Source organism: Mesorhizobium sp. M0185, assembly GCF_040322175.1.
Taxonomy (GTDB): Bacteria; Pseudomonadota; Alphaproteobacteria; order Rhizobiales; family Rhizobiaceae; genus Mesorhizobium.
On record NZ_JAMYSY010000004.1, the window covers coordinates 172,634 to 192,194 of the forward strand.

A 19,561-nucleotide genomic window follows, 5' to 3' on the forward strand; every position below is an offset into this window, starting at 1 on the left:
CGGCGAGAAACGACGCGGAGAGAAGACTATGGCCGACGACATCACCGAGACCAGCCAGACTGTTGCCGCCGGCCAGCTGCGCGCCTTCATCGAACGCATCGAGCGGCTCGAGGAAGAGAAAAAGACGATTGCCGACGACATCAAGGAAGTGTTCGCAGAGGCCAAGGGCACCGGCTTCGACACCAAGGCGATGCGGTCGATCATCCGGCTGCGCAAGAAGGACCAGGCCGAGCGGCAGGAAGAGGAATCCATTCTCGATCTGTACAAGGCCGCGCTCGGCATGGTGTAAAGGCCGGCCTCGGCGCCGGAGACGATCGCGGGAGAAGCGGTTCTGATCATGGATTCCAGCCATGAGCGAATTCGATTTTGGCGCCCGCCGCGCCTCTGAATTCCGCCAACGCAGCTTCTGGACGCTGTTCGCGGAACGGCATCCGGATGAAAGGGCTCTGCTGGCGAGGCGCGGACCGTGGTTCTGGCAGCGTGGGCTGCCCGATTTCGCATTGGTCGTTTCCATGTACGTCGCGCCTGCGCAGAATCATGTCGGCGTCTTCTTCGGCCGCAACGAGAAGTTCGGTGCCACGCAAGCCTGGTCGCGGTTGAAGCCGGTCCAGCCGGCCATTGAAGACAGGCTGAAGCTCAGGCCAGAACAAAGTTGCGACGGCCTCGGCATCAATTCGATGTGGCGGGTGAATTGTTTTGCCGAGGACAATTGGCCGGCGATGACTGACTGGCTGGTGACGGAAGCCCCACGTTTCGAGCGCGCGATTGCCGAAGTTCTGGGTCAGGAATAAAGCAGGGTTTCCAGACGCAATCCTTGTGGAAGGGTTGCTCTGGTGAGCAGCGAGGGAGCCGGTCGATCGATGACGATCATGTCGCGCGTTGCCGCCTTCTTCCGCTCACGCTGGTTCGGCGGCGTGCCGCTCGATCGGCTGTTCTGGCGCGACCTGGTCGTTGTCGGCACAGCGATCAACGTCGCGTCGTCGGTGGCGGCACTCATTCTGCTCGGGCTGAAGCTGCCGCTTGCGCTCGTCCTGGCGGTGCATTTCGCGCCGGTGCCCCACAATATCTTCCTGACCTTTGCCGTTTGGCGAACTGCCGGAAAATCGAGTGGCGTCATGGCCTCGCTGATGACGCTTGGCGCCACGTTGTGGCTGATCCTGGTGGTTGTGGCCTGACGATCAGGCGGCCGGCTCGAATTTGAGCGCCACGCCGTTGATGCAATAGCGCAGACCGGTCGGCGGCGGACCGTCCTCGAAGACGTGGCCGAGATGGCTGCCGCAGCGAGCGCAATGGCATTCGGTGCGGACCATGCCGTAGCTGCGGTCGACGGTGGTCTCGACCGAGCCCGGCACCGGATCGTTGAAGCTTGGCCAACCGGTGCCGCTCTCGAATTTCAGCTTGGATTCAAACAAGGGCTGGTCGCAGCCGACACAGGAAAAGGTGCCGGCGCGCTTCTCGTGCAGCAGGGCGCAGCTTCCCGGCCGCTCGGTGCCGTGGTTGCGCATCACCGCATATTGCTCGGGCGTCAGCCGGGCGCGCCATTCGGCATCGGTGCGGGTAACGGGGTAGGTGTGGCTGTCCATTTTTTCCTCTTAGCTTATCTCGCTATTTGGGTTGCCTTCCCAACTTCGCCTGAAATAGGCATTTGTTACGGCGTTTGCCCGTATTTCCAACCCTGTTGCAAAGAATTCCTCAGGCGATGGCCGCGAGATAGCGCGCAACCGATGCTGAAAATGCCGCCTTTGCATCTCCGATGACGTTCTGGTTCCACCATGCGCCGTAGATATGGTCGAACGCGAAAGGCTCCAGCGCGGCCTTGATGCCGTGCACTTTCGTCGCGTTGAGCGGGATATAATTCGGATAGCTGTACATGAAGCTGACATGACGGCGGGTCGGCGTCACCTGCAGGATGTCGCCGGCCAGGATGGCATTGCCGCCGTCGCGGTTCCAGTGCAGCACCTGGCCACCGGCAAAGTGGCCGCCGCAGCGGATGAGCGTCAGAGACGGGTTTATGGCGCGCATCTCGCCTTCCCAACTGATGATTGCCGGATGCGGCCGCATGATCCACTGACGATCATCGGCGTGCAGATAAATCGGCACGCCGCCAAACGCCTCGCTCCACTCGACCATTGCCGAATAATAATGGCAGTGCGAAATGGCGATGGCGGCCAGGCCGCCCCGGCGGTTGATCTCGGCCACCGCCTCGTCGCTGACCATCGAGATGCAGTCCCACAGCACATTGCCGTGCGGCGTTTGCGCCAGCAATGCGCGCTGGCCGATAGCAAAGCGCGGCTCGATGCCGAAGGCGAGCACGCCGGCATCATCCTTGATCACGACCCGATGCCCGGCGGCGAGCTCCTCCGGCGTGGTCCAGGCCTGGCCCTCCCAGCGCACATATTGCCGCTCGTCCTCGCAGATCGGGCAATGTCGCGGCGGCGTCGCTATCGCCGCGAACTGGACACCGCATTGCAGGCAAAGGAAACAGGTCGACCGTCCTGTTTTGCGTGGATCCATTCAGTGCTTCCTTGAAAGTTGCTTCGTCGCGGCTTCGAGGCCGGCGAGCGTCAGCGGAAACATTCGGCCGCCAAAGATATCGCGGATCATGGCAATCGAATGGGTATAGCCCCAGTTCTTCGCGTCTTCCGGATTGAGCCAAATGGCGTTCGGCCATTGCTGCAGCAGCCTGCCGAGCCAGACGGCACCGGCCTCCTTGTTCCAATGCTCGACCGAGCCGCCGGGTTGGGCGATCTCATAGGGGCTCATCGAGGCGTCGCCGACGACGATCACCTTGTAGTCGGGGCCATATTTATGGAGGAGATCGAAGGTCGGAATCACCTCGGCATGGCGGCGGCGATTGTCCTTCCACACGCCTTCGTAGAGGCAGTTGTGGAAGTAGAAATATTCGAGCTGGCGGAATTCGGCGCGGGCGGCCGAAAACAGCTCCTCGACGCTCCTGACATGGTCGTCCATCGAGCCGCCGACATCGAAGAACATCAGCAGCTTCACGGCGTTGCGACGTTCGGGTTGTGTCTTAACGTCAAGATAACCGTGCTCGGCGGTGGCGTGGACGGTGCCGGGCAGGTCGAATTCCTGTTCGGCGCCTTCGCGCACCCAGCGGCGCAAGCGCTTCAGCGCGACCTTGATGTTGCGGGTGCCGAGTTCGACGGCGTCATCGAAATTCCTGAACTCGCGTTTGTCCCAGACTTTTACCGCGCGGCGGTTGCGGCTTTCGTGCTGGCCGATGCGCACGCCTTCGGGATTGTAGCCATAGGCGCCGAAGGGCGAGGTGCCGCCGGTGCCGATCCATTTCGAACCGCCCTGATGCCGGCCCTTTTGCTCCTCCAACCGCTTCTTCAGCGTCTCCATCAGCTTTCCGAAGCCGCCCAGCGCCTCGACCAGCTTCTTCTCCTCATCGGTCAGGTGCTTTTCGGCGAGCCTCCGCAGCCATTCCTCCGGGATGTTTGCGACATCGACCGGGTTTTTGCCAGCCTGCGCCTCGACACCTTTGAAGATGTGCGAAAAGACCTGGTCGAAGCGGTCGATGTGGCGCTCGTCCTTCACCAGAGCGGCGCGGGCGAGATAGTAAAAGCCCTCGACATCATAGTCGACCAGCCCGGCTTCCAGCCCCTCCAGCAGCGACAGATATTCGCGGAGCGAGACCGGAACCCGCGCTGCCTTCAATTCGAGGAAGAAGGGGATGAACATCTCACCGTCTACAGCAGATCATATTCGATGAAGCCGGTCCTGCGCGCCACGTGGTCGTAGAGCTTGCGTGCGGTGGTGTTGGTCTCGTGGGTCATCCAGTAGACGTTCTTGACACCGATCTTGCCGGCTTCCTGCTTGACCGCTTCGATCAGGGCGGCGCCGACGCCCTTGCCGCGCACATCGGGGTCGGCGAACAGGTCCTGCAGATAACAGTTGTTTATCTCTGACCAGCAGGAGCGATGGTAGAGATAGTGCGTCAGGCCGACGGCCTTGCCGTCGAGGGCGGCGATGAAGCCTTTCGGCTCGAACTCGCCCGCCGTGAACAGCCGCTTCCAGGTGACGGCATAAACCTCTTCCGGCAGCTTGGTTTCGTAAAAGGTGAGGTAGGCGGTCCACAGACACCGCCAATCGGCATGGTCGGATTGCGCCAATGGGCGGACGGTGATCTCGGTCATTTCATTTCCCTCTGAAGTCGGCAACCCGAAGCTGCCTTCACGCCTCGCTGGCGGCAACGGTCCAGCGACGGGAAAGCGCTGTCCGGCGGCTTTCGTCGGCCCCTCACCCCTGCCGTCTCGCCATGAAAGCCAGGCGCTCGAACAGATGCACGTCCTGTTCGTTCTTCAGCAAGGCGCCGTGCAGTTTCGGCAGCGCGTTCTTCGGGTCGGCGCGCAGGTCCTCGGGCGCGATGTCGTCGGCGACCAGCAGGCGGATCCAGTCGAGTGCCTCGGAGGTCGACGGCTTCTTCTTGAGGCCCGGCACGTCACGGATTTCATAGAATTGCGTGAGTGCGGCGCGCACCAGGTTCTGCTTGATGCCGGGATAGTGCACGTCGACGATTTTGTGCAGCGTCTCGACGTCGGGAAAGCGGATGTAGTGGAAGAAGCAGCGGCGCAGGAAGGCGTCCGGCAGCTCTTTTTCGTTGTTGGAGGTGATGATGACGATCGGCCGGACGGTGGCACGGATGGTCTCGCCGGTCTCGTAGACGAAGAACTCCATCCGATCCAGTTCCTGCAACAGATCGTTGGGGAACTCGATATCGGCCTTGTCGATCTCGTCGATCAGAAGCACGACTTTCTTGCCGGCAGCAAAGGCGTCCCACAGCTTGCCGCGCTTGAGGTAATTGCGGATGTCGTTGAAGCGCTCGTCGCCGAGCTGGCTGTCGCGCAGCCGCGAGACGGCATCATATTCATAAAGGCCCTGCTGCGCCCGCGTGGTCGATTTGACATGCCATTCGATCAGATCGAGGCCGAGCGCCGCCGCCACCTGGCGGGCAAGTTCGGTCTTGCCGGTACCGGGCTCGCCCTTGACCAGCAACGGCCGCTCCAGCGCGATCGCCGCGTTGACCGCCACCATCAGATCCTTGTCGGCAACATAGGCTGCCGTGCCTTCGAAACGCATTTTTGCTCCCGGGTTCATCGCGCGACCCTAAGGACGCGGCCTTCGCGGTGCAAGGCGCTGCTGGTAAAGCGGGGATCTTGCCGGCGCGACCCTCGTCGAGCGGTTCTGCGTCGATTTAAGACTCGAAACATGTCGTCTCTCTGGCGCTTGGTCTGCCGTCTGCCTATATTGGCGGAGACGGTCTGCGCTTCCCGGCAGGAGAACATTTTCCCCGGGGCCTTAATGATCCCTAGGGAGCTGTCCCTGGGAAGACCCGTGGGTTTTCTCATACGGCGCCCACCTACTTTGTAGGTTCCCGGGATCGCTCTCTCCACCGGTTGTGTGGATCGTCACCTATCGAAAAGACCATCTCTGGCGGATCTTGTCGTCGCGCCGCTTTGTGGGGTGCTCTCACGAACGAAAAGTTCGCCCCGCTCCTCCAAAACGTCGCTCGTAAAACTCCATCCAAATCTGACCTTTTCTAACGTCGGCGCATGACATCCCCAAAAGACCTGAAAAAAAATCTCCGCAACCAAGCCCTCGGGCGCCGCGACGCGCTCGATCCTTTCTGGCGGGTGGAGGCAGCACTCGAAATGGCCGAGACGGCGCGCGACCGGATCACGGTCGAGCCGGGCCAGATCGTCTCAGGCTTCTGGCCGATGCGCTCGGAAGTCGACGTCCGGCCGCTGATGTTTGCCTTGCGCGAGAAGGGGGCAAGACTCTGCCTGCCGGCCATTCTGGACAAGACCACCATCGTCTTTCGCGAGCTGGTGCGTGGCGCGCCGATGATCGACATGGGGTTCGGCACCGTCGGGCCGCACGAGGAAGCCGAGGTACTCGACCCCCAGCTCATGCTGGTGCCGCTCGCCGCCTTCGACGCGCGCGGCCACCGCATCGGTTACGGCGCCGGCTATTACGACCGGGCGATCGTGCGGCTGGCCGACAAGGGACAGCAGCCGCGGCTGATCGGCATTGCCTTCGACTGCCAGGAGGTGGCCCTGGTGCCGGACGAGCCGCATGACGTGATCATTCCGGAAATACTCACCGAGAGCGGGTTGCGCCGCTTCGCGCCGAAATTGTAGATAAGTTCCTGGACGCATGGTCTTTTGCGAAAGTCATGCAGCTTTTTGCTTCGCTGACCTTCGGTTCGGGATCACGCTTATATGAGACTTCTCTTCCTCGGCGACATGGTCGGCAAGACAGGACGTACGGCGGTGTGGGAACAACTGCCTGGCCTGATCTCGGATTTCAAGCTCGACTTCGTCATCGTCAATGGCGAGAACGCCGCCGGCGGCTTCGGCATCACCGAGGAGATTTTTCGCGAGACGATCTCGGCCGGCGCCGATGTCGTCACCACCGGCAACCATGTCTGGGACCAGCGCGATGCGCTGATTTTCGCGCCGCGCGAAGAGCGCTTCCTGCGTCCGTCCAATTTCCCCAAGGGTACGCCGGGGCGCGGCTCAGGCGTCTACATCGCCAGGAACGGCGCGCGCGTGCTGGTCGCCAACATCATGGGCCGGGTGTTCATGCATCCCGAGCTCGACGATCCGTTCCAGGCCGGCGAGCGCGAACTTGCCGCTTGCCCGCTTGGCGAGCAGGCCGATGCGATCGTCATCGATTTCCATGCCGAGGCGACCTCGGAAAAAATGTGCTTCGCTCATTTCGTCGACGGCCGGGCCAGCCTTGTGGTCGGCACCCATACGCATCAGCCGACCGGCGATCACCAGATCCTCAATGGCGGCACCGGTTATATTTCCGATGCCGGCATGTGCGGCGATTACGATTCCTCGCTCGGCATGGACAAGGAGGAGCCGCTCAACCGGTTCTTGTCCAAGGTGCCGAAAGGCCGCTTCGAGGCATCGACCGGACCGGCGACATTGTGCGGCGTCGGCGTCGACATTTCCGACCGTAGCGGCCTGACCGAACGGATCGCGCCGTTTCGCCGCGGCCCGCGGCTGGAGGAAACGGCTCCATCCTTCTGGTCGTGACATTGATATAGACGCTTGCAATACCCAATTGCCGGCGAAACTGCTCTAGATCGTAGAGGGGACGACCTCCATGCAGCTAGTCGAATTCCTGGCGCCGCATTTCGCCTTTGTCTCCGACCCGACGGCATGGGTCGCGCTGCTGACGCTGATCGTGCTGGAGGTCGTGCTCGGCATCGATAATCTGATCTTCATCTCGATCCTGACCAACAAATTGCCGGTAGCGCAGCGGGCCCGCGCCCGGCGGCTCGGCATCTCGGCCGCGCTGGTGATGCGGCTGATCCTGCTGGCCACCATCTCGATCATCGTCCAACTGACGACGCCGATATTCACCGCCTTCGGCCACGGGTTTTCATGGCGCGACCTGATCCTGATCGCCGGCGGCCTGTTTCTCGTCTGGAAGGCGACCAAGGAGATCCACCACACGGTCGATCTCGATGATCACCAGGACACCATGATGGGCGAGACATTGCAGCTGTCGCTGGCCGGCGCGATTTTCCAGATATTGCTGCTCGACCTCGTCTTCTCGATCGACTCGATCATCACCGCCGTCGGCATGACCGACGAAATCGCGATCATGTACATCGCGGTGATCGTGGCGGTGAGCGTGATGATGCTGGCGGCCGGGCCGCTGGCCGATTTCATCGCCAGGAACCCCAGCATCGTCATGCTGGCCCTCGGCTTCCTGCTGATGATCGGCACGACGCTGATCGCCGACGGCATGGGTTACCACGTGCCGAAAGGCTACATCTACGCCGCCATGGGTTTTTCGGCACTGGTCGAAGGGCTCAACATGCTGGCGCGGCGGCGGAAGAAGGCAAAGGGCGGGGGCGGGCATTGACTTGACTCTTACAGAATTGTGCGTACAATTTTGTAAATAACGGTGCCGCCATATTGCGATTTGAATGGGATCCCGAGAAGGCCAAGCGCAACCGTGCCAAGCATGGTGTTGAGTTCGATCTCGCCAAAGATGTCTTCAAGGATCCGCTTCATCTGATTGTGCCTGACCGGTTTGAAGATGGCGAGCAAAGGTGGCATGCGATCGGGATGATCCAAGGGCTGGTGGTACTGCTCGTTGTTCACACTTATCCCGATCTCGAAGATGAGGAACGAATTCGGATTGTCGGTGCCCGGAAAGCAACGCCGCATGAAAGGAGGCGCTATGAGCAGGAAGGAACTTAGCCAAGATCAGCGCAACCAGCTCGCCAATTTGGCAGATTTGCCTGACAGCGAAATTGACACGTCCGACATTCCGGAAACTTCGGCCGAGAATTGGGTTCATGCTCGCCGAGGGCACCTCTACCGGCCACTAAAGCAGCCGGTGACCATTCGGCTTGACGCTGATGTGCTGTCCTGGTTCAAGGAGCATGTCGAAGGCGGTGGCTATCAAACGGAGATCAACCGCGTGCTCCGCCGTCATGTGCTAGAGCAGGAAAAGCGGCGTTCCTGAGCATTCGCGGTCTGTTGCCAGCCGATCTTGGCTCGCCGTTGCTTAATTTGCTGGAACGCCCTTCGGATGACGGTCGCCGATCAGGCCGAGCATCACGCCTTGCTCCAGCCACGCCTTGGCGCCGGCGAGCACCAGCGCAAAACCGCCGGTCGAGCCGATCGCCTGCTTGACCTGCTCATCGGGGCTACCGACAAAGCCGAAATTGCGGACCTCGACAAAGGTCGTGCCGCCCGGCATCTCGGTAAATGTCAACACCACCGTGGTCGGCGGATCGCTCCATTGCATGACGATCTTCTTGTTATCGACGATCTCACTGACATTGACCGTCGTCGAGACGCCATACATGCGCCATTCCCAACTGATTTCCTTGCCGCTGTCCAACCTGTCGCTGCCATGGGTGAACCAGAATTTCGTCGTGATCGCCGGATCGACGAAGGCTTCGAATACGTCGGCGACCGGCCGCCTTATCAGCATGCCGGCTTCGGCGGTCGGTGTTTCACGGATTTTCATAGCGTCCTCCTTTCCACGGCGCCGCCCTGTTCACCAGGCATCGGGTTCGCGTACGAGGTGAATGATGTTGGCCGGATTGGTGATCCAGCCGCCGCGAAAGCCTTCACCCAGTGCCTCGATGGCATCGCAGCGCACGACGCCGGCCTCGGCGAGATCCTCCGCAGCGGCCGGAAAATCATCGGTGAACAGTTCCAGCCAGATCTCGGCCTGGCTCATCATCGGCGCCTCGTCGATCCACAGTCGATTGGGACCGAGTTCGAACCCGACGGCCGGCGATTTGGCCGTGAATGGCTTCAGGCCGATGACGTCGCGATAGAAGGCGATCGTTGCCTGGTATTGATGCGGCGGGACCTTCATGGCGATGTTGATGCCGCCGGTGATCTTCGCGGTCATTTGCTGACTCCATTGCCGTGTTCAGGTTCGATTGGCCGGTTCGGTCCAGAACTCGCTATGCCAAATTGATTTGCCAGGAGACTCCGAACCTGTCGTTGAGCCATGCAAACCGGCGGCTGAAACCATAATTGTCCAGCGCCATCAGAAATTTGCCGTCCTTGGCCAGAGCCTCGACAATGTCGTTCAGCTCTGCCTCCGTGGAGCAATTCACATACAGCGAGACCGACGGCGTGAACGTGAAGGCATGGTGCACGGGGCTGTTGTAGACCATCACTTCCAGACCGCTTATGGACACGCGCGCCAGCTTGACCATTCCTTCCGGGCCGTCTTCGCCGGAGCCGTAACGTGTGATGTCAAGGACGCTGCTGTCGGGGATCGTCTCGCAATAGAAGGTCATTGCCTCTTCGGCCTTGCCCTCGAACATCAGAAATGGCGTCACTTGCTTCATCGCAGGCCTCCGTCATCTTGGTGGCTTTTCAGATGTTGTTCTCGTTGGCCGGCTCGCCCTTCATCTCGCTGCGGTAATAGCCGTCGCGCAGATTGATGCCGTATTCGACATAGGCCTTCATGCAGGCCAGCATCTGCGACCAGCCCTCGCAATTGAGGTAGGACTTCTTCAGGCCGACCGCGTCCTCGTGCCAGCCGGTTTCGGCGATGGTGACAAAGGTGCCGCCATCGTCGAGCGGTTCGAAATTCATTTCGATGCGGGTCTTGTAGGTCGGCTTGCCGTCGGCGTCGGTGGCATCCCAGCGCAGCACGATGCGGCTGTCTTTCTTCACCTCGTCGACCTCGACCGGAACCTTGCCCCACCAGATGACGGTGGCGCCCGCCTCCAGCAGTGCGCTGGCGCCGCCGATCGTGGTGAAGTAGCCGCTGAGTTTCTTCGGATTGACGACCGCATCGAAGACTTCGGCGACGGGTTTGCCGATGCGGCCAGAAACCCTGAATCCAAGAGACATATCCACAGCTCCTTCCTTGAATGGCTCAAGGATATGTTATAGAAATATAACATGTCAAGCCAATCGCGAGACGACAATGTTTTCAAGGCGCTGGCGCATCCGCGCCGGCGTGCGTTGCTGGACCGGCTGAAGGATGCGCCGCAGACCACCGGCATGTTGTGCGATGCCTTCCCCGACATGGACCGCTGCACGGTCATGCTGCACCTGAAGGTGCTGGAGGAGGCCGACCTGGTCGTGGCGCGGCGCGAGGGGCGCGAACGCTGGAACCATCTCAACGCGCTGCCGATCAAGCACATCCACGACCGCTGGATCAGTCAATATGCCACGCACGCGATCAGCATCCTCGACCGGCTGAAATCCGATCTTGAGGGATGAAAGGTTTGCCGAAGCCTGCCGATTTTCGGATCTTGAAACCCTTGCGTGCCGGCAGCAATGGCGCGGCTGGACGAATTGAGCCGATTTATCTATAAGCCGGCCATTCCGACAGCGAGCGCCGTCCGTCCGTCAGGGACGCAGCAGGACGTTCTGAAATTTTGAATTCGAGCATTTTGCAAGATGCCGGGTGGTTCACCAGGCGGCAGATGCTCTAGCCGAGAAGATGACAGGGGTGCCATGGCTGGCCATTCACAGTTCAAGAACATCATGCACCGCAAGGGCCGCCAGGATGCGGTGCGGTCGAAAATGTTTTCCAAGTTGGCGCGCGAAATCACCGTCGCCGCCAAGAGCGGCACGCCCGATCCATCGATGAACCCGCGCCTGCGCCTTGCGGTGCAGAACGCCAAGGCGGTGTCGATGCCGAAGGACAATATCCAGCGCGCCATCAACAAGGCGTCGATGGGTGATGCCGAGACCTACGAAGCCGTGCGCTACGAGGGATACGGGCCAGGCGGTGTCGCGCTGATCGTCGAGGCGCTGACCGACAACCGCAACCGCTCGGCGTCGAATGTGCGCGCTGCCTTCACCAAAGCCGGCGGGGCGATGGGCGAGACCGGCTCGGTATCGTTCATGTGGGACCGCGTCGGCGAGATCTACTATCCGGCATCGGCCGGCAGCGCCGAGAAGGTGATGGACGCGGCGATCGAGGCCGGTGCCGACGACGTCCAGTCGGACGAGGAAGGCCACACGATCTACTGCGCTTTCGAGAATCTCGGCGAAGTGTCGAAGGCGCTGGAAGGCGCGCTTGGCGAGGCTGAATCGGTGAAGCCGATCTGGAAGCCTCAGACCAATATCGCGGTCGACGAGGAGCGGGCGCAATCGCTGATGAAGCTAGTTGCGACGCTCGAGGACGACGACGACGTGCAGAGCGTCTACGCCAATTTCGAGGTCGACGAGGAGACCTTGGCGAAGCTCAGCGCGGCATGATCCAAGACACGCTGCCCACCGTCCGCATCACCTATTGCACCCAGTGCCTGTGGCTGCTCAGGGCCGGCTGGATGGCGCAGGAGCTGCTGTCCACCTTCGGTACCGATCTCGGCGAGGTGACGCTGGTGCCCGGCACCGGCGGCATCTTCACCATTTCCTGCAATGACACGCTGGTCTGGGACCGCAAGCGTGACGGCGGTTTTCCCGACGCCGCAAAGCTCAAGCAGCTGGTTCGCGACGTCATCGATCCGGATCGCGATCTCGGCCATGCCGATCGCAAGGGCCATAAGCCAAAAGATCCTGCCTGAAGGCCTTTTACGCTTCCGTCCTGCATTCACCGCCATGCGAAGATGAGGCAGCCCAGCGCCACGATGGCGGAGATGGTGCGGACATGATTCCACATCACCCAGTCCTTGAGATAGGTGGCCCACACGGCGGCGCCGTTGGCGCTTGCCGGATCGACCGCAGCCAGGGCGTTGTTGAGCGGCTCGTTGAACATCATCGTCACGATCGGATTGCCGACGACATAGATCAGGGCGCCGGCGAGAAGCCAGAACGAACCCGGTTGGCTCCAGCCGATAAGAGCGCCGGCGGCGAGGACAAGACAGACCAGCCCGGTGCCGAAAAGTGCGGTCATGAATGCCGGCGTGATCACGGTGATGTTGATCGAATTCATGGCGGCGATGCCGCCTGCGGCAGGCAAGCGGGCGAGCGCCGGCATGATAAAGTTGGAGAAGGCGAAGAAAACGCCGCCGACAACGCCTGAGCCAATGGCAGCGACGAAGGTGAGGGTGGGAAGCAGTTTCATGATCATGTCAGTTGCTCCGGTTTCGGGGTTCGAGCAATTTGATTGGCGTGGCGTTTAGAAAATGTGAGCGATCCTCATATTTGCAAAACGTGATAAACCCTCGTATTTTGTCAGTCAAGCCATTTTTCTGGAGACAGTCATGGAAGGCACCGCTGCACCGGGTTCCCGCAATGAGCAGGCCGCATCGCCGCGCCGGGCGCCGAGCCAGCAGCGCAGCCGCGAGCGGGTCGAGCGGATGCTGGCCACCGCCTCGGCGCTGATCGCCGAGCAAGGCAGCGACGCCATGCGCATGGGCGAGGTGGCCGAGAGGGCCGGCGTGTCGATCGGCTCGCTCTACCAGTTCTTCCCCGACAAGCGGGCGCTCATCTGGGCGCTGGCCGAACGCTACACCGCCGAAAGCCAGGCCTGCATTGCCGCGGCACTGGCGGAGGTCAGTGACGCCGACGGCCTGCGCCGGGCATTTTCGGAACTGGTGAATATCTACTACGGAATGTTCCTGGCGGAGCCGGTGATACGCGACATCTGGTCGGGCACGCAGGCCGACAAGGCGCTACGCGAACTCGAGCTTGCCGATAGCCGGGCCAACGCCGAATTCCTTACAGCCGTGCTGAAACGGCTGCGGCCATCCGCCGATCCGGAAGCGCTGGAAACGACGGCGTTTCTCATCTGGCAGATGGGCGAGGCCGCAATGCGGCTGGCGATCTCGGTCGGGCGGCAAGAGGGCGACCGGCTGGTTGCCGCCTACAAGCGGATGGCGCTGCGCGAGCTGGTCGGCGAATAGGGCCGTATTTTCGCAATAAAAAACCCGCCACGAAGGCGGGTTTCTCGATCTGCGAAACGCCAATGCGGCTTAGAGGCCGAAACCTTCGAAACGCTTCTTGAACTTCGACAGGCGGCCACCGCGGTCGAGCAGGGTCTGCTGGCCGCCAGTCCAGGCCGGATGGGTGGTGGGGTCGATATCGAGGTTCATCGTATCGCCTTCCTTGCCCCAGGTCGAACGGGTCATGTATTCGGTGCCGTCGGTCATGACGACCTTGATGGTGTGGTAGTCGGGATGAATATCGTTCTTCATGGGTCTGTTCCTGGCTTGCCGGGTGCTGCCGACGGGCTAAAGCCTGCGTCGATGCGCCCCTTTTTAAAACTCGAAGCCGCAGCTATTGAGGAGCCACGGCTTCTAAAACGGTCGGCGAGCCTATACATCAGCCGGAATTGAATCACAAGGCCGCGGCAAGCGCATATTGATGGCGCAAGCCTCATAGGGCCAAAGGAAACGGTCATGGCGAACATCAGCGGCGATGCAGACGAGCGCAGGCGCTCGCTGAGGCCGCTGCAGCGCCTGTTTCCCTACATTACGCATTACCGCAAAATGGTCATCGGCGCGATCGTCTCGCTGGCCGTCGCGGCGGCGACGACGCTGGCGCTGCCGCTGGCCGTGCGGCGGATGATCGACCACGGTTTTTCCGCTTCCGATTCCAGCTTCATTGCCGAATATTTCGCCATGCTGGTGGTGATGGCCGCCGTTCTGGCGGCGGCGTCGGCCAGCCGCTACTATTTCGTCATCACACTCGGCGAGCGCGTCGTTGCCGATATCCGCCGCGATGTCTTTGCCCACGTCACAACGCTGTCGCCATCCTTTTTCGACACGGCCCAGTCGGGCGAGATCGTCTCGCGGCTCGCCGCCGACACGACACAGGTCAAATCGGCCGTCGGTGCCACCGCCTCGGTGGCTTTGCGCAACGTCATCCTCGGCCTGGGCGCCGTGGCGATGATGGTCTTCACCAGCCCAAAACTGTCCGGCCTGGTCATCGCGGCCATTCCGCTGATCGTGCTGCCGCTGGTCGCCTTCGGCCGCTCGGTGCGGCGCAAGTCACGGCTGGCGCAGGATACTCTGGCCAATGCCACCGCCTACGCCAGCGAGCAGATCGGCGCGGTGCGCACCCTGCAGGCCTTCACCAACGAGAAGCTTGTGACCGGGTATTTTTCGTCCGCCGTGGAAGCAGCGTTCGAAGCGGCGCGGACCTCGATCTTTGCCCGCTCCTTTCTCACCTTCGTCGCCATCTTCATGATCTTTTCCTCGGTCGTGGCGGTGCTGTGGTTCGGTTCGCGCGACGTGCTCGACGGCACGCTGTCGCCGGGCACGCTCGGTCAATTCCTGCTCTATTCGGTGTTCGCCGCCGGCGCGCTCGGCGCCCTGTCGGAGGTCTGGGGCGAACTGTCCCAGGCAGCGGGCGCTGCCGAACGGCTGACCGAGATCCTGGCCGAGAAACCCGCGATCCAGGCGCCCGCCGATCCGAAGCCGCTGCCGGCAAAGGCGAGAGGCGCGATCAGCTTCGACGATGTCTCCTTCTCCTATCCGGCCCGGCCCGACCGCGCCGCCGTTCATGGCCTGAGCTTTCAGGTCAAACCCGGTGAGACGGTGGCGATCGTCGGGCCATCCGGCGCCGGCAAGAGCACGGTGTTTTCGCTGCTTCTGCGCTTCTACGATCCGGAGGCCGGCAGGATCGTCATCGACGGGGTCGATCTGCGCGAGGCCGATCCGGCGGCGATCCGCGCGCGCATCGCCATCGTGCCGCAGGACGTCACCATCTTTGCCGCAAGCGCGCGCGACAATATCGGCTTTGGCCGGCCTGGCGCCAGCCAGGCCGAGATCGAGGCGGCGGCGAAGGACGCGCTTGCCGACGAGTTCATCCTGAAACTCGAAAAGGGCTATGACAGCCAGGTCGGCGAGCGCGGCGTGACGCTGTCGGGCGGCCAGCGCCAGCGCGTGGCGATCGCCCGCGCCATTTTGCGCGATGCGCCCATCCTGCTGCTCGACGAGGCGACCTCGGCGCTAGATGCCGAAAGCGAGACGCTGGTGCAAACGGCGCTGGACCGGCTGATGAAGGGCCGCACCACGATCGTCATCGCCCATCGGCTGGCAACCGTGCTGAAGGCCGATCGCATCCTGGTCATGGATGGCGGCCGCATCGTCGAGGAAGGCACGCATCAGAGCCTGGTCGCCAAGGGCGGCATCTATGCGCGGCTGGCCAAGCTGCAGTTCGATACCGGGGCGAATGCTTTCAGGGGTGCGGCCGAGTAGCATTGCTCCATCCCGATGAAATCGGGATGAGGCTCCATCTTCTTGTTTGACCATGATCTTTTCCGAAAACCGGCATCCACTTTTCGGGATCATGGTACCCAGCGGCGGCCGAGATTCTTCAGCTACCGAAAGCTCGGCGTTTGCCTCGTCGATAGGCGATGAACAGGGGAACGCCGACAAGCAACGATAACAAAAGCATGCTGGCGACGGTCTGTCGCTGCTCCTTTGCCGGATCGCTGAGCTGCACATCGGCAGGCGGCTCTTCATAGGTAAAATCGTACTGCCAGCGAATTTGGTCTGCGAGGTCATCGACGGTTTTCAGATAATCGGCAATCGCCTTGGCCGGTACTTCAGTCGCCAGCGTCTGAAAGTTCCATTCAACTTGAAATTCGGTGGGCGTGTTGGACCAGGATGCCTTGAGAGACAGATAGGGCGTCACGACGTTTTTCATCGACTCGCCGGAAAACCTCGCCTTGAGGTTGCGCACGGTCACCTTGTGGCGGCGGTAGAACTGGGGGCCGAGGGAGACGGGCCCGGTTCGGTCGACGATTGTCGGGGTTGGAAGAGAGTTGTTGCCGAGATCGGCCGCGCGGATCGGGAAATTCTTTGCCAGATCGTTGGCCGTCAGCGCCTCCGCCGGCAAGCGATAACTTTCCTTCACGCTCACTATGTTGCCGTCGCGCCGATCCACGATTTCCGGCTTGGCGATGGTTTGGATGCCCGGATATTGCTTGTTGTAGTATTTCAGGTAGGCGTCCGACACCTCGCTCAGCGACCTGCTGGCGAAATTGCCGCGCATCCAATCGGCATCGGCGTCCTCATATGTCGAGAAGACCGTCAGCACGAGGGGATCGCCCGGTTTCCGCGGAAAGTCGAATTCCTCGGCGATCTGGATCGATGGGCTGGTAAGCACAGGGCTCGGCATCTTCTCCAACCCGCCGGTGCTGGAAAGCGGCAGCGCGAAGCCGTAGTCCGGCTGTGCGAGATTGTGCGCCCTGCCGCCCTGAAGATAGTTCGTGGCGTCCAGCCAATATGTCTTTGCTCCGATCCTTGCCTTGACGATGGCATGGTCGAAATCGCGAAGCGCCGGCAGATGCTGGTCCAGAGCCCGCCCCTCGTCGAGATCGGCCAAGGCGACCTCGGCAGCAATGCCAAGCCGCACAAGCGACGAAACCAGCAGCAGGGCCTTGTCCTTGCAGTCACCGAACCCGCTCAGGATAACCGTCGCGGGATCACGCGGAACGTAGGAACCGGCACCCATCGACAGGCTTACATAGCGGATCTGGTCCTGCACCAACCGCATTGCCTCGACCATCCGGTCTTCGGGCACCGGATGCCGCAGAGCGATGTCGTCGAGCTTTGCGGCAAAAGCCGGGGGAAAAACGGTCGCTGGCTTGTAATAGGGCGCAACGGCATCGACCACACTTTGCCAATTCGCGGTAGACGCGACATCGATGGAGCCCCAGCCTGGATAGGTCACGGGCAGGTTGTCCTCGACATTGACCGGTTTCGGGTTTGGAACTTCCCATAGATAGGTGGTGTCCGGCCCAGTCGGGGAGATTGACGGCTTAAGTCGGGTTCCCCTTGTCTTGATCTGGAGCGGCTGGCCCGAAGGCCAAATGATGCTTGTGCGGATAAGCGCTACCGGCTCTTCCCATTCGGTGGAGAAATTCTTGAAGAAAAGGTCCTTGCCGACCAGCGGCGTTATCTCATAGGTCGACCCGTAGTCGACGATGTCGCCGGCACGCACGTCATCGATGTTGACATGTGCTGTCAGCCAGCCGTCGAAGACGCCTTTCTCGGCGTCTCTTTCCCTGCGGAAGATGTCGAATTCGACGCCTTCCAGCCGGTCCAAAACGGCACCATCGCGGATGATGTGAAGATGGTTGAGCGTGACCTTGTGCCGGGACGGATCGAACTGCAGATCGATACTCGCGCCACGATCCAGGCCGGGACGGTCGACGATTTTATAGACGGTGCGCGAGTACTCGACATAGCCGCCGGCGCGATGCTTGATCTGGTCGTCCGAGAGCAGCCATGAAACGCCATTCTTGATTTGATCCGATCGGGTGGGATCGGCAGCCGGAATATCAAGCTGCTTTACCCAGCTTTCTGCCGGACCCTTGAGAACCATGTCGTCGGACATGGCCGGAGAACTCAGGCCGATCAATAAGATGAAAAATACCAAGCGGAGCCAGAAAGACTTCATCCTATGAAAACTGTAACAGACAGACATCTACGCTCGCCCAACTTGGAAGAACTCCTTTTTCAGAGGCTTTCCCACCAAAGTAAAGGCCAGTTTCGCGGATTTCTGCAGTCACCGCGGCAAGAACCTGGAATAGACGAAGCGGCTCAGTTCCCGTACCGCTTCTTCAGATGGTCAGTGAAATGTGCGGCATCGAGCTTTTCGCCGGTAGCGCGTTCGAGCAGTTCCGGTGTCGACCAGCGCGAGCCTTGCGACCAGATCCTTTTGCGGCGCCAGTCGTTGATCGCCGCGAAATCTCCCTTGGCGAGGTCTTCGTCGGCTGAAGGATGATCCCTGGTCAGCGCCGCCCATTGCTGCGCCGCCATCATGGCGCCGAGCGTGTAGGAGGGGAAATAGCCGAAGGCGGCACCCGGCCAGTGGACGTCCTGCATCGGACCGTCAGCCGGATTGTCTGATGTCGACAGGCCGAGATAATCGCGCATCTTGGCATCCCAGGCTTCGGGCAGGTCGGCTGCTTCCAGCCGTCCCGAGACAAGCTCCTGCTCCAGCTCGTAGCGCAGGATGACGTGCAGCGGATAGGTGACCTCGTCGGCATCGACGCGGATCAGGCCGCGCTCGACCCGGTGCACATGCGGCAGGATGTCGTCGATCGCCCAGCGCTCGCCGAGGTGTCTTTCGACCACCGGCAGCGCCCAGCGCCAGAATTCTGGATTGCGGCCGATCTGCTTTTCGACGAACAGGCTCTGGCTTTCATGCACCGCCATGCCGCGCGCTCTGCCCAGAGGCCAGTGCGCCCACACCTTCGGCAGGTTCTGCTCGTACAGCGCATGGCCGGTCTCGTGCAGCACGCCCATCAGCGCCGACAGGAAATCCGAAGTCTTGTAGCGGGTGGTGATGCGCACGTCGCTCGGCACGCCGCCGCAGAAGGGATGGTGCGAAACCGACAGCGAGCCGTGGGTGAGGTCGAAGCCGACCGCCGCCATCATGGCGAGGCCAAGCTCGCGCTGCTTGTCCAAGGGGTATCTGCCGGAAAGCGGCTTCAGCGGATGTTTCGCCAGCCGCTCTTCCTGCACGGCCAGTGCCTCCGGCACGAAGCCTTTCAGGAAGGTCTTCAACTCGACAAACACAGGCGTGATGTCGGCGGCGCGATTGCCCGGGTCATATTGCTCCATCAGCGCGTCGTAAGGCTCGAGCCCGAGCACCTCGGCGCGAAGGGCCGCCTCCTCGCGGACCAGCGCCACGACGCCTTCGAGCGCCGGTAGGAAACCCGCCCAGTCGTTCTTGGCGCGCAGGTCGCGCCAGAGCTGCTCGGAGCGCATGCGCGCGGTCGTCTGGCGCTCGACGAACTCGACCGGCAGGCAGGTCAGGTTGGTGTATTGCCGGCGGAATTCCCCGACCGCGGCCTGCTGCTCTTCGTTCAGCGCCTCCTGCTCGGCCGCCGCGATCCAGTCGGCAATCTCCGGCGCAGTCGCCCGGGCATGGTGCATGCCGGCAAGCGCCGACATTGCCTCTGCGCGCTTCTCGCCGCCGCCGACCGCCATATGGGTCGCCTCGTCGGCGCCGAGGATGGCGAGGGCGTGTTCCAGCGCTTCGAGCTTGTGACCGAGGTCGTCGAGTTTTTGAAAGGACATTGTGGGTTCCGCTGATTTGACGGCGGGAAAAGATACCAATGCAAAAGCGTTGGCAACCCCGAAGCCGTCCGCGATCGACGCATTGACTGCCGGCTG

General features: G+C 61.6%; 26 protein-coding genes and 1 other RNA gene. 14 read left to right on the plus strand and 13 right to left on the minus strand.

The features are described from left to right. Positions 1–28: 28 nt before the first annotated feature. The 3 genes from NKJ20_RS05370 to NKJ20_RS05380 all read left to right on the plus strand — a co-directional run bounded on the left by NKJ20_RS05370 (position 29) and on the right by NKJ20_RS05380 (position 1,175). A complete protein-coding gene (locus NKJ20_RS05370; protein WP_023719653.1) occupies positions 29–289 on the plus strand; it encodes a DUF2312 domain-containing protein in 261 nt (86 codons plus the stop codon). A gap of 61 nt (positions 290–350) precedes the next feature. Continuing rightward, on the plus strand, positions 351–791 hold the full coding sequence (locus tag NKJ20_RS05375; RefSeq protein ID WP_352742947.1) for a hypothetical protein: 441 nt from the start codon (positions 351–353) through the stop codon (positions 789–791). A gap of 69 nt (positions 792–860) precedes the next feature. After that, the gene (locus tag NKJ20_RS05380; RefSeq protein ID WP_352742948.1) at positions 861–1,175 is read left to right on the plus strand and encodes a hypothetical protein; all 315 of its coding nucleotides are present in this window, start codon (positions 861–863) and stop codon (positions 1,173–1,175) included. A 3-nt stretch (positions 1,176–1,178) separates the two neighbouring features. Here the strand turns inward: NKJ20_RS05380 and msrB are convergent, their stop codons facing one another. The 5 genes from msrB to NKJ20_RS05405 form a co-directional block, all read right to left on the minus strand. Continuing rightward, positions 1,179–1,583: a peptide-methionine (R)-S-oxide reductase MsrB gene (msrB, locus tag NKJ20_RS05385; protein ID WP_027152870.1), complete on the minus strand. Its 405-nt coding sequence runs from the start codon at positions 1,581–1,583 to the stop codon at positions 1,179–1,181. 109 nt (positions 1,584–1,692) lie between these two features. Continuing rightward, entirely contained in the window at positions 1,693–2,514 is an 822-nt protein-coding gene (locus NKJ20_RS05390) for an MBL fold metallo-hydrolase (RefSeq protein ID WP_352742950.1), read from the minus strand. Then, the gene (locus NKJ20_RS05395) at positions 2,515–3,705 is read right to left on the minus strand and encodes a vWA domain-containing protein (RefSeq protein ID WP_352742952.1); all 1,191 of its coding nucleotides are present in this window, start codon (positions 3,703–3,705) and stop codon (positions 2,515–2,517) included. Positions 3,706–3,713: 8 nt separating this feature from the next. After that, the gene (locus tag NKJ20_RS05400) at positions 3,714–4,160 is read right to left on the minus strand and encodes a GNAT family N-acetyltransferase (protein ID WP_352742954.1); all 447 of its coding nucleotides are present in this window, start codon (positions 4,158–4,160) and stop codon (positions 3,714–3,716) included. A 103-nt stretch (positions 4,161–4,263) separates the two neighbouring features. Next, positions 4,264–5,103, minus strand: a complete 840-nt coding sequence (locus NKJ20_RS05405) for an AAA family ATPase (protein WP_352742956.1) — start codon at positions 5,101–5,103, stop codon at positions 4,264–4,266. Positions 5,104–5,279: 176 nt separating this feature from the next. Between NKJ20_RS05405 and ssrS the strand changes: the two genes are divergently transcribed. The 6 genes from ssrS (at position 5,280) to NKJ20_RS05435 (ending at position 8,517) form a co-directional block, all read left to right on the plus strand. After that, a non-coding RNA gene (gene ssrS / locus NKJ20_RS05410) (6S RNA) lies at positions 5,280–5,435 on the plus strand. A 141-nt stretch (positions 5,436–5,576) separates the two neighbouring features. Beyond that, positions 5,577–6,164, plus strand: coding sequence for a 5-formyltetrahydrofolate cyclo-ligase (locus tag NKJ20_RS05415; RefSeq protein ID WP_352742958.1), 588 nt, complete (start codon positions 5,577–5,579; stop codon positions 6,162–6,164). Positions 6,165–6,245: 81 nt separating this feature from the next. Further along, the gene (locus NKJ20_RS05420) at positions 6,246–7,070 is read left to right on the plus strand and encodes a TIGR00282 family metallophosphoesterase (protein WP_023678036.1); all 825 of its coding nucleotides are present in this window, start codon (positions 6,246–6,248) and stop codon (positions 7,068–7,070) included. A gap of 70 nt (positions 7,071–7,140) precedes the next feature. Beyond that, positions 7,141–7,908, plus strand: coding sequence for a TerC family protein (locus tag NKJ20_RS05425; protein WP_352450854.1), 768 nt, complete (start codon positions 7,141–7,143; stop codon positions 7,906–7,908). A gap of 53 nt (positions 7,909–7,961) precedes the next feature. Beyond that, positions 7,962–8,249, plus strand: coding sequence for a BrnT family toxin (locus NKJ20_RS05430; protein WP_352450853.1), 288 nt, complete (start codon positions 7,962–7,964; stop codon positions 8,247–8,249). Beyond that, positions 8,230–8,517, plus strand: a complete 288-nt coding sequence (locus NKJ20_RS05435; RefSeq protein WP_352450852.1) for a BrnA antitoxin family protein — start codon at positions 8,230–8,232, stop codon at positions 8,515–8,517. Before NKJ20_RS05430 ends, NKJ20_RS05435 begins: the two co-directional genes overlap by 20 nt. Positions 8,518–8,559: 42 nt before the next feature. On the opposite strand, the gene NKJ20_RS05440 is transcribed toward NKJ20_RS05435, so the two are convergent. The 4 genes from NKJ20_RS05440 to NKJ20_RS05455 are packed head-to-tail and all read right to left on the minus strand — an operon-like array spanning position 8,560 to position 10,379. Continuing rightward, complete coding sequence (locus NKJ20_RS05440; RefSeq protein WP_352450851.1) at positions 8,560–9,027, minus strand: SRPBCC family protein; 468 nt, start codon at positions 9,025–9,027, stop codon at positions 8,560–8,562. A gap of 30 nt (positions 9,028–9,057) precedes the next feature. After that, positions 9,058–9,420, minus strand: a complete 363-nt coding sequence (locus NKJ20_RS05445) for a VOC family protein (RefSeq protein ID WP_352742960.1) — start codon at positions 9,418–9,420, stop codon at positions 9,058–9,060. A 55-nt stretch (positions 9,421–9,475) separates the two neighbouring features. Then, on the minus strand, positions 9,476–9,868 hold the full coding sequence (locus NKJ20_RS05450; RefSeq protein WP_352742962.1) for a VOC family protein: 393 nt from the start codon (positions 9,866–9,868) through the stop codon (positions 9,476–9,478). A gap of 28 nt (positions 9,869–9,896) precedes the next feature. Then, positions 9,897–10,379: an SRPBCC domain-containing protein gene (locus NKJ20_RS05455; protein ID WP_352450849.1), complete on the minus strand. Its 483-nt coding sequence runs from the start codon at positions 10,377–10,379 to the stop codon at positions 9,897–9,899. Between the two features lie 51 nt (positions 10,380–10,430). Here NKJ20_RS05455 and NKJ20_RS05460 point away from each other — a divergent pair, with 51 nt between their 5' ends. From NKJ20_RS05460 to NKJ20_RS05470, 3 genes are all read left to right on the plus strand, one after another. After that, a complete protein-coding gene (locus NKJ20_RS05460) occupies positions 10,431–10,754 on the plus strand; it encodes an ArsR/SmtB family transcription factor (RefSeq protein ID WP_023678030.1) in 324 nt (107 codons plus the stop codon). Between the two features lie 237 nt (positions 10,755–10,991). Continuing rightward, on the plus strand, positions 10,992–11,741 hold the full coding sequence (locus NKJ20_RS05465; protein WP_023678028.1) for a YebC/PmpR family DNA-binding transcriptional regulator: 750 nt from the start codon (positions 10,992–10,994) through the stop codon (positions 11,739–11,741). Beyond that, on the plus strand, positions 11,738–12,049 hold the full coding sequence (locus NKJ20_RS05470) for an Rdx family protein (protein ID WP_352450848.1): 312 nt from the start codon (positions 11,738–11,740) through the stop codon (positions 12,047–12,049). Before NKJ20_RS05465 ends, NKJ20_RS05470 begins: the two co-directional genes overlap by 4 nt. Positions 12,050–12,075: 26 nt before the next feature. On the opposite strand, the gene NKJ20_RS05475 is transcribed toward NKJ20_RS05470, so the two are convergent. Continuing rightward, entirely contained in the window at positions 12,076–12,555 is a 480-nt protein-coding gene (locus NKJ20_RS05475) for an anthrone oxygenase family protein (protein ID WP_352742964.1), read from the minus strand. Positions 12,556–12,688: 133 nt separating this feature from the next. On the opposite strand from NKJ20_RS05475, the gene NKJ20_RS05480 reads away from it, so the two are divergent. Continuing rightward, entirely contained in the window at positions 12,689–13,330 is a 642-nt protein-coding gene (locus NKJ20_RS05480; RefSeq protein ID WP_352742965.1) for a TetR family transcriptional regulator, read from the plus strand. A 69-nt stretch (positions 13,331–13,399) separates the two neighbouring features. Here the strand turns inward: NKJ20_RS05480 and rpmE are convergent, their stop codons facing one another. Next, positions 13,400–13,621 carry a 50S ribosomal protein L31 gene (rpmE, locus tag NKJ20_RS05485; protein WP_352450845.1) on the minus strand — a complete coding sequence of 74 codons (222 nt, stop codon included), beginning with the start codon at positions 13,619–13,621 and terminating at the stop codon, positions 13,400–13,402. Between the two features lie 204 nt (positions 13,622–13,825). On the opposite strand from rpmE, the gene NKJ20_RS05490 reads away from it, so the two are divergent. Beyond that, positions 13,826–15,628, plus strand: coding sequence for an ABC transporter transmembrane domain-containing protein (locus tag NKJ20_RS05490; RefSeq protein WP_352450844.1), 1,803 nt, complete (start codon positions 13,826–13,828; stop codon positions 15,626–15,628). A 118-nt stretch (positions 15,629–15,746) separates the two neighbouring features. Here NKJ20_RS05490 and NKJ20_RS05495 read toward each other — a convergent pair whose 3' ends face one another. After that, positions 15,747–17,774: a DUF3857 domain-containing protein gene (locus NKJ20_RS05495; RefSeq protein ID WP_352742967.1), complete on the minus strand. Its 2,028-nt coding sequence runs from the start codon at positions 17,772–17,774 to the stop codon at positions 15,747–15,749. Positions 17,775–17,980: 206 nt separating this feature from the next. Next, positions 17,981–19,465: a carboxypeptidase M32 gene (locus tag NKJ20_RS05500; RefSeq protein ID WP_352450842.1), complete on the minus strand. Its 1,485-nt coding sequence runs from the start codon at positions 19,463–19,465 to the stop codon at positions 17,981–17,983. Between the last annotated feature and the right edge of the window lie 96 nt (positions 19,466–19,561).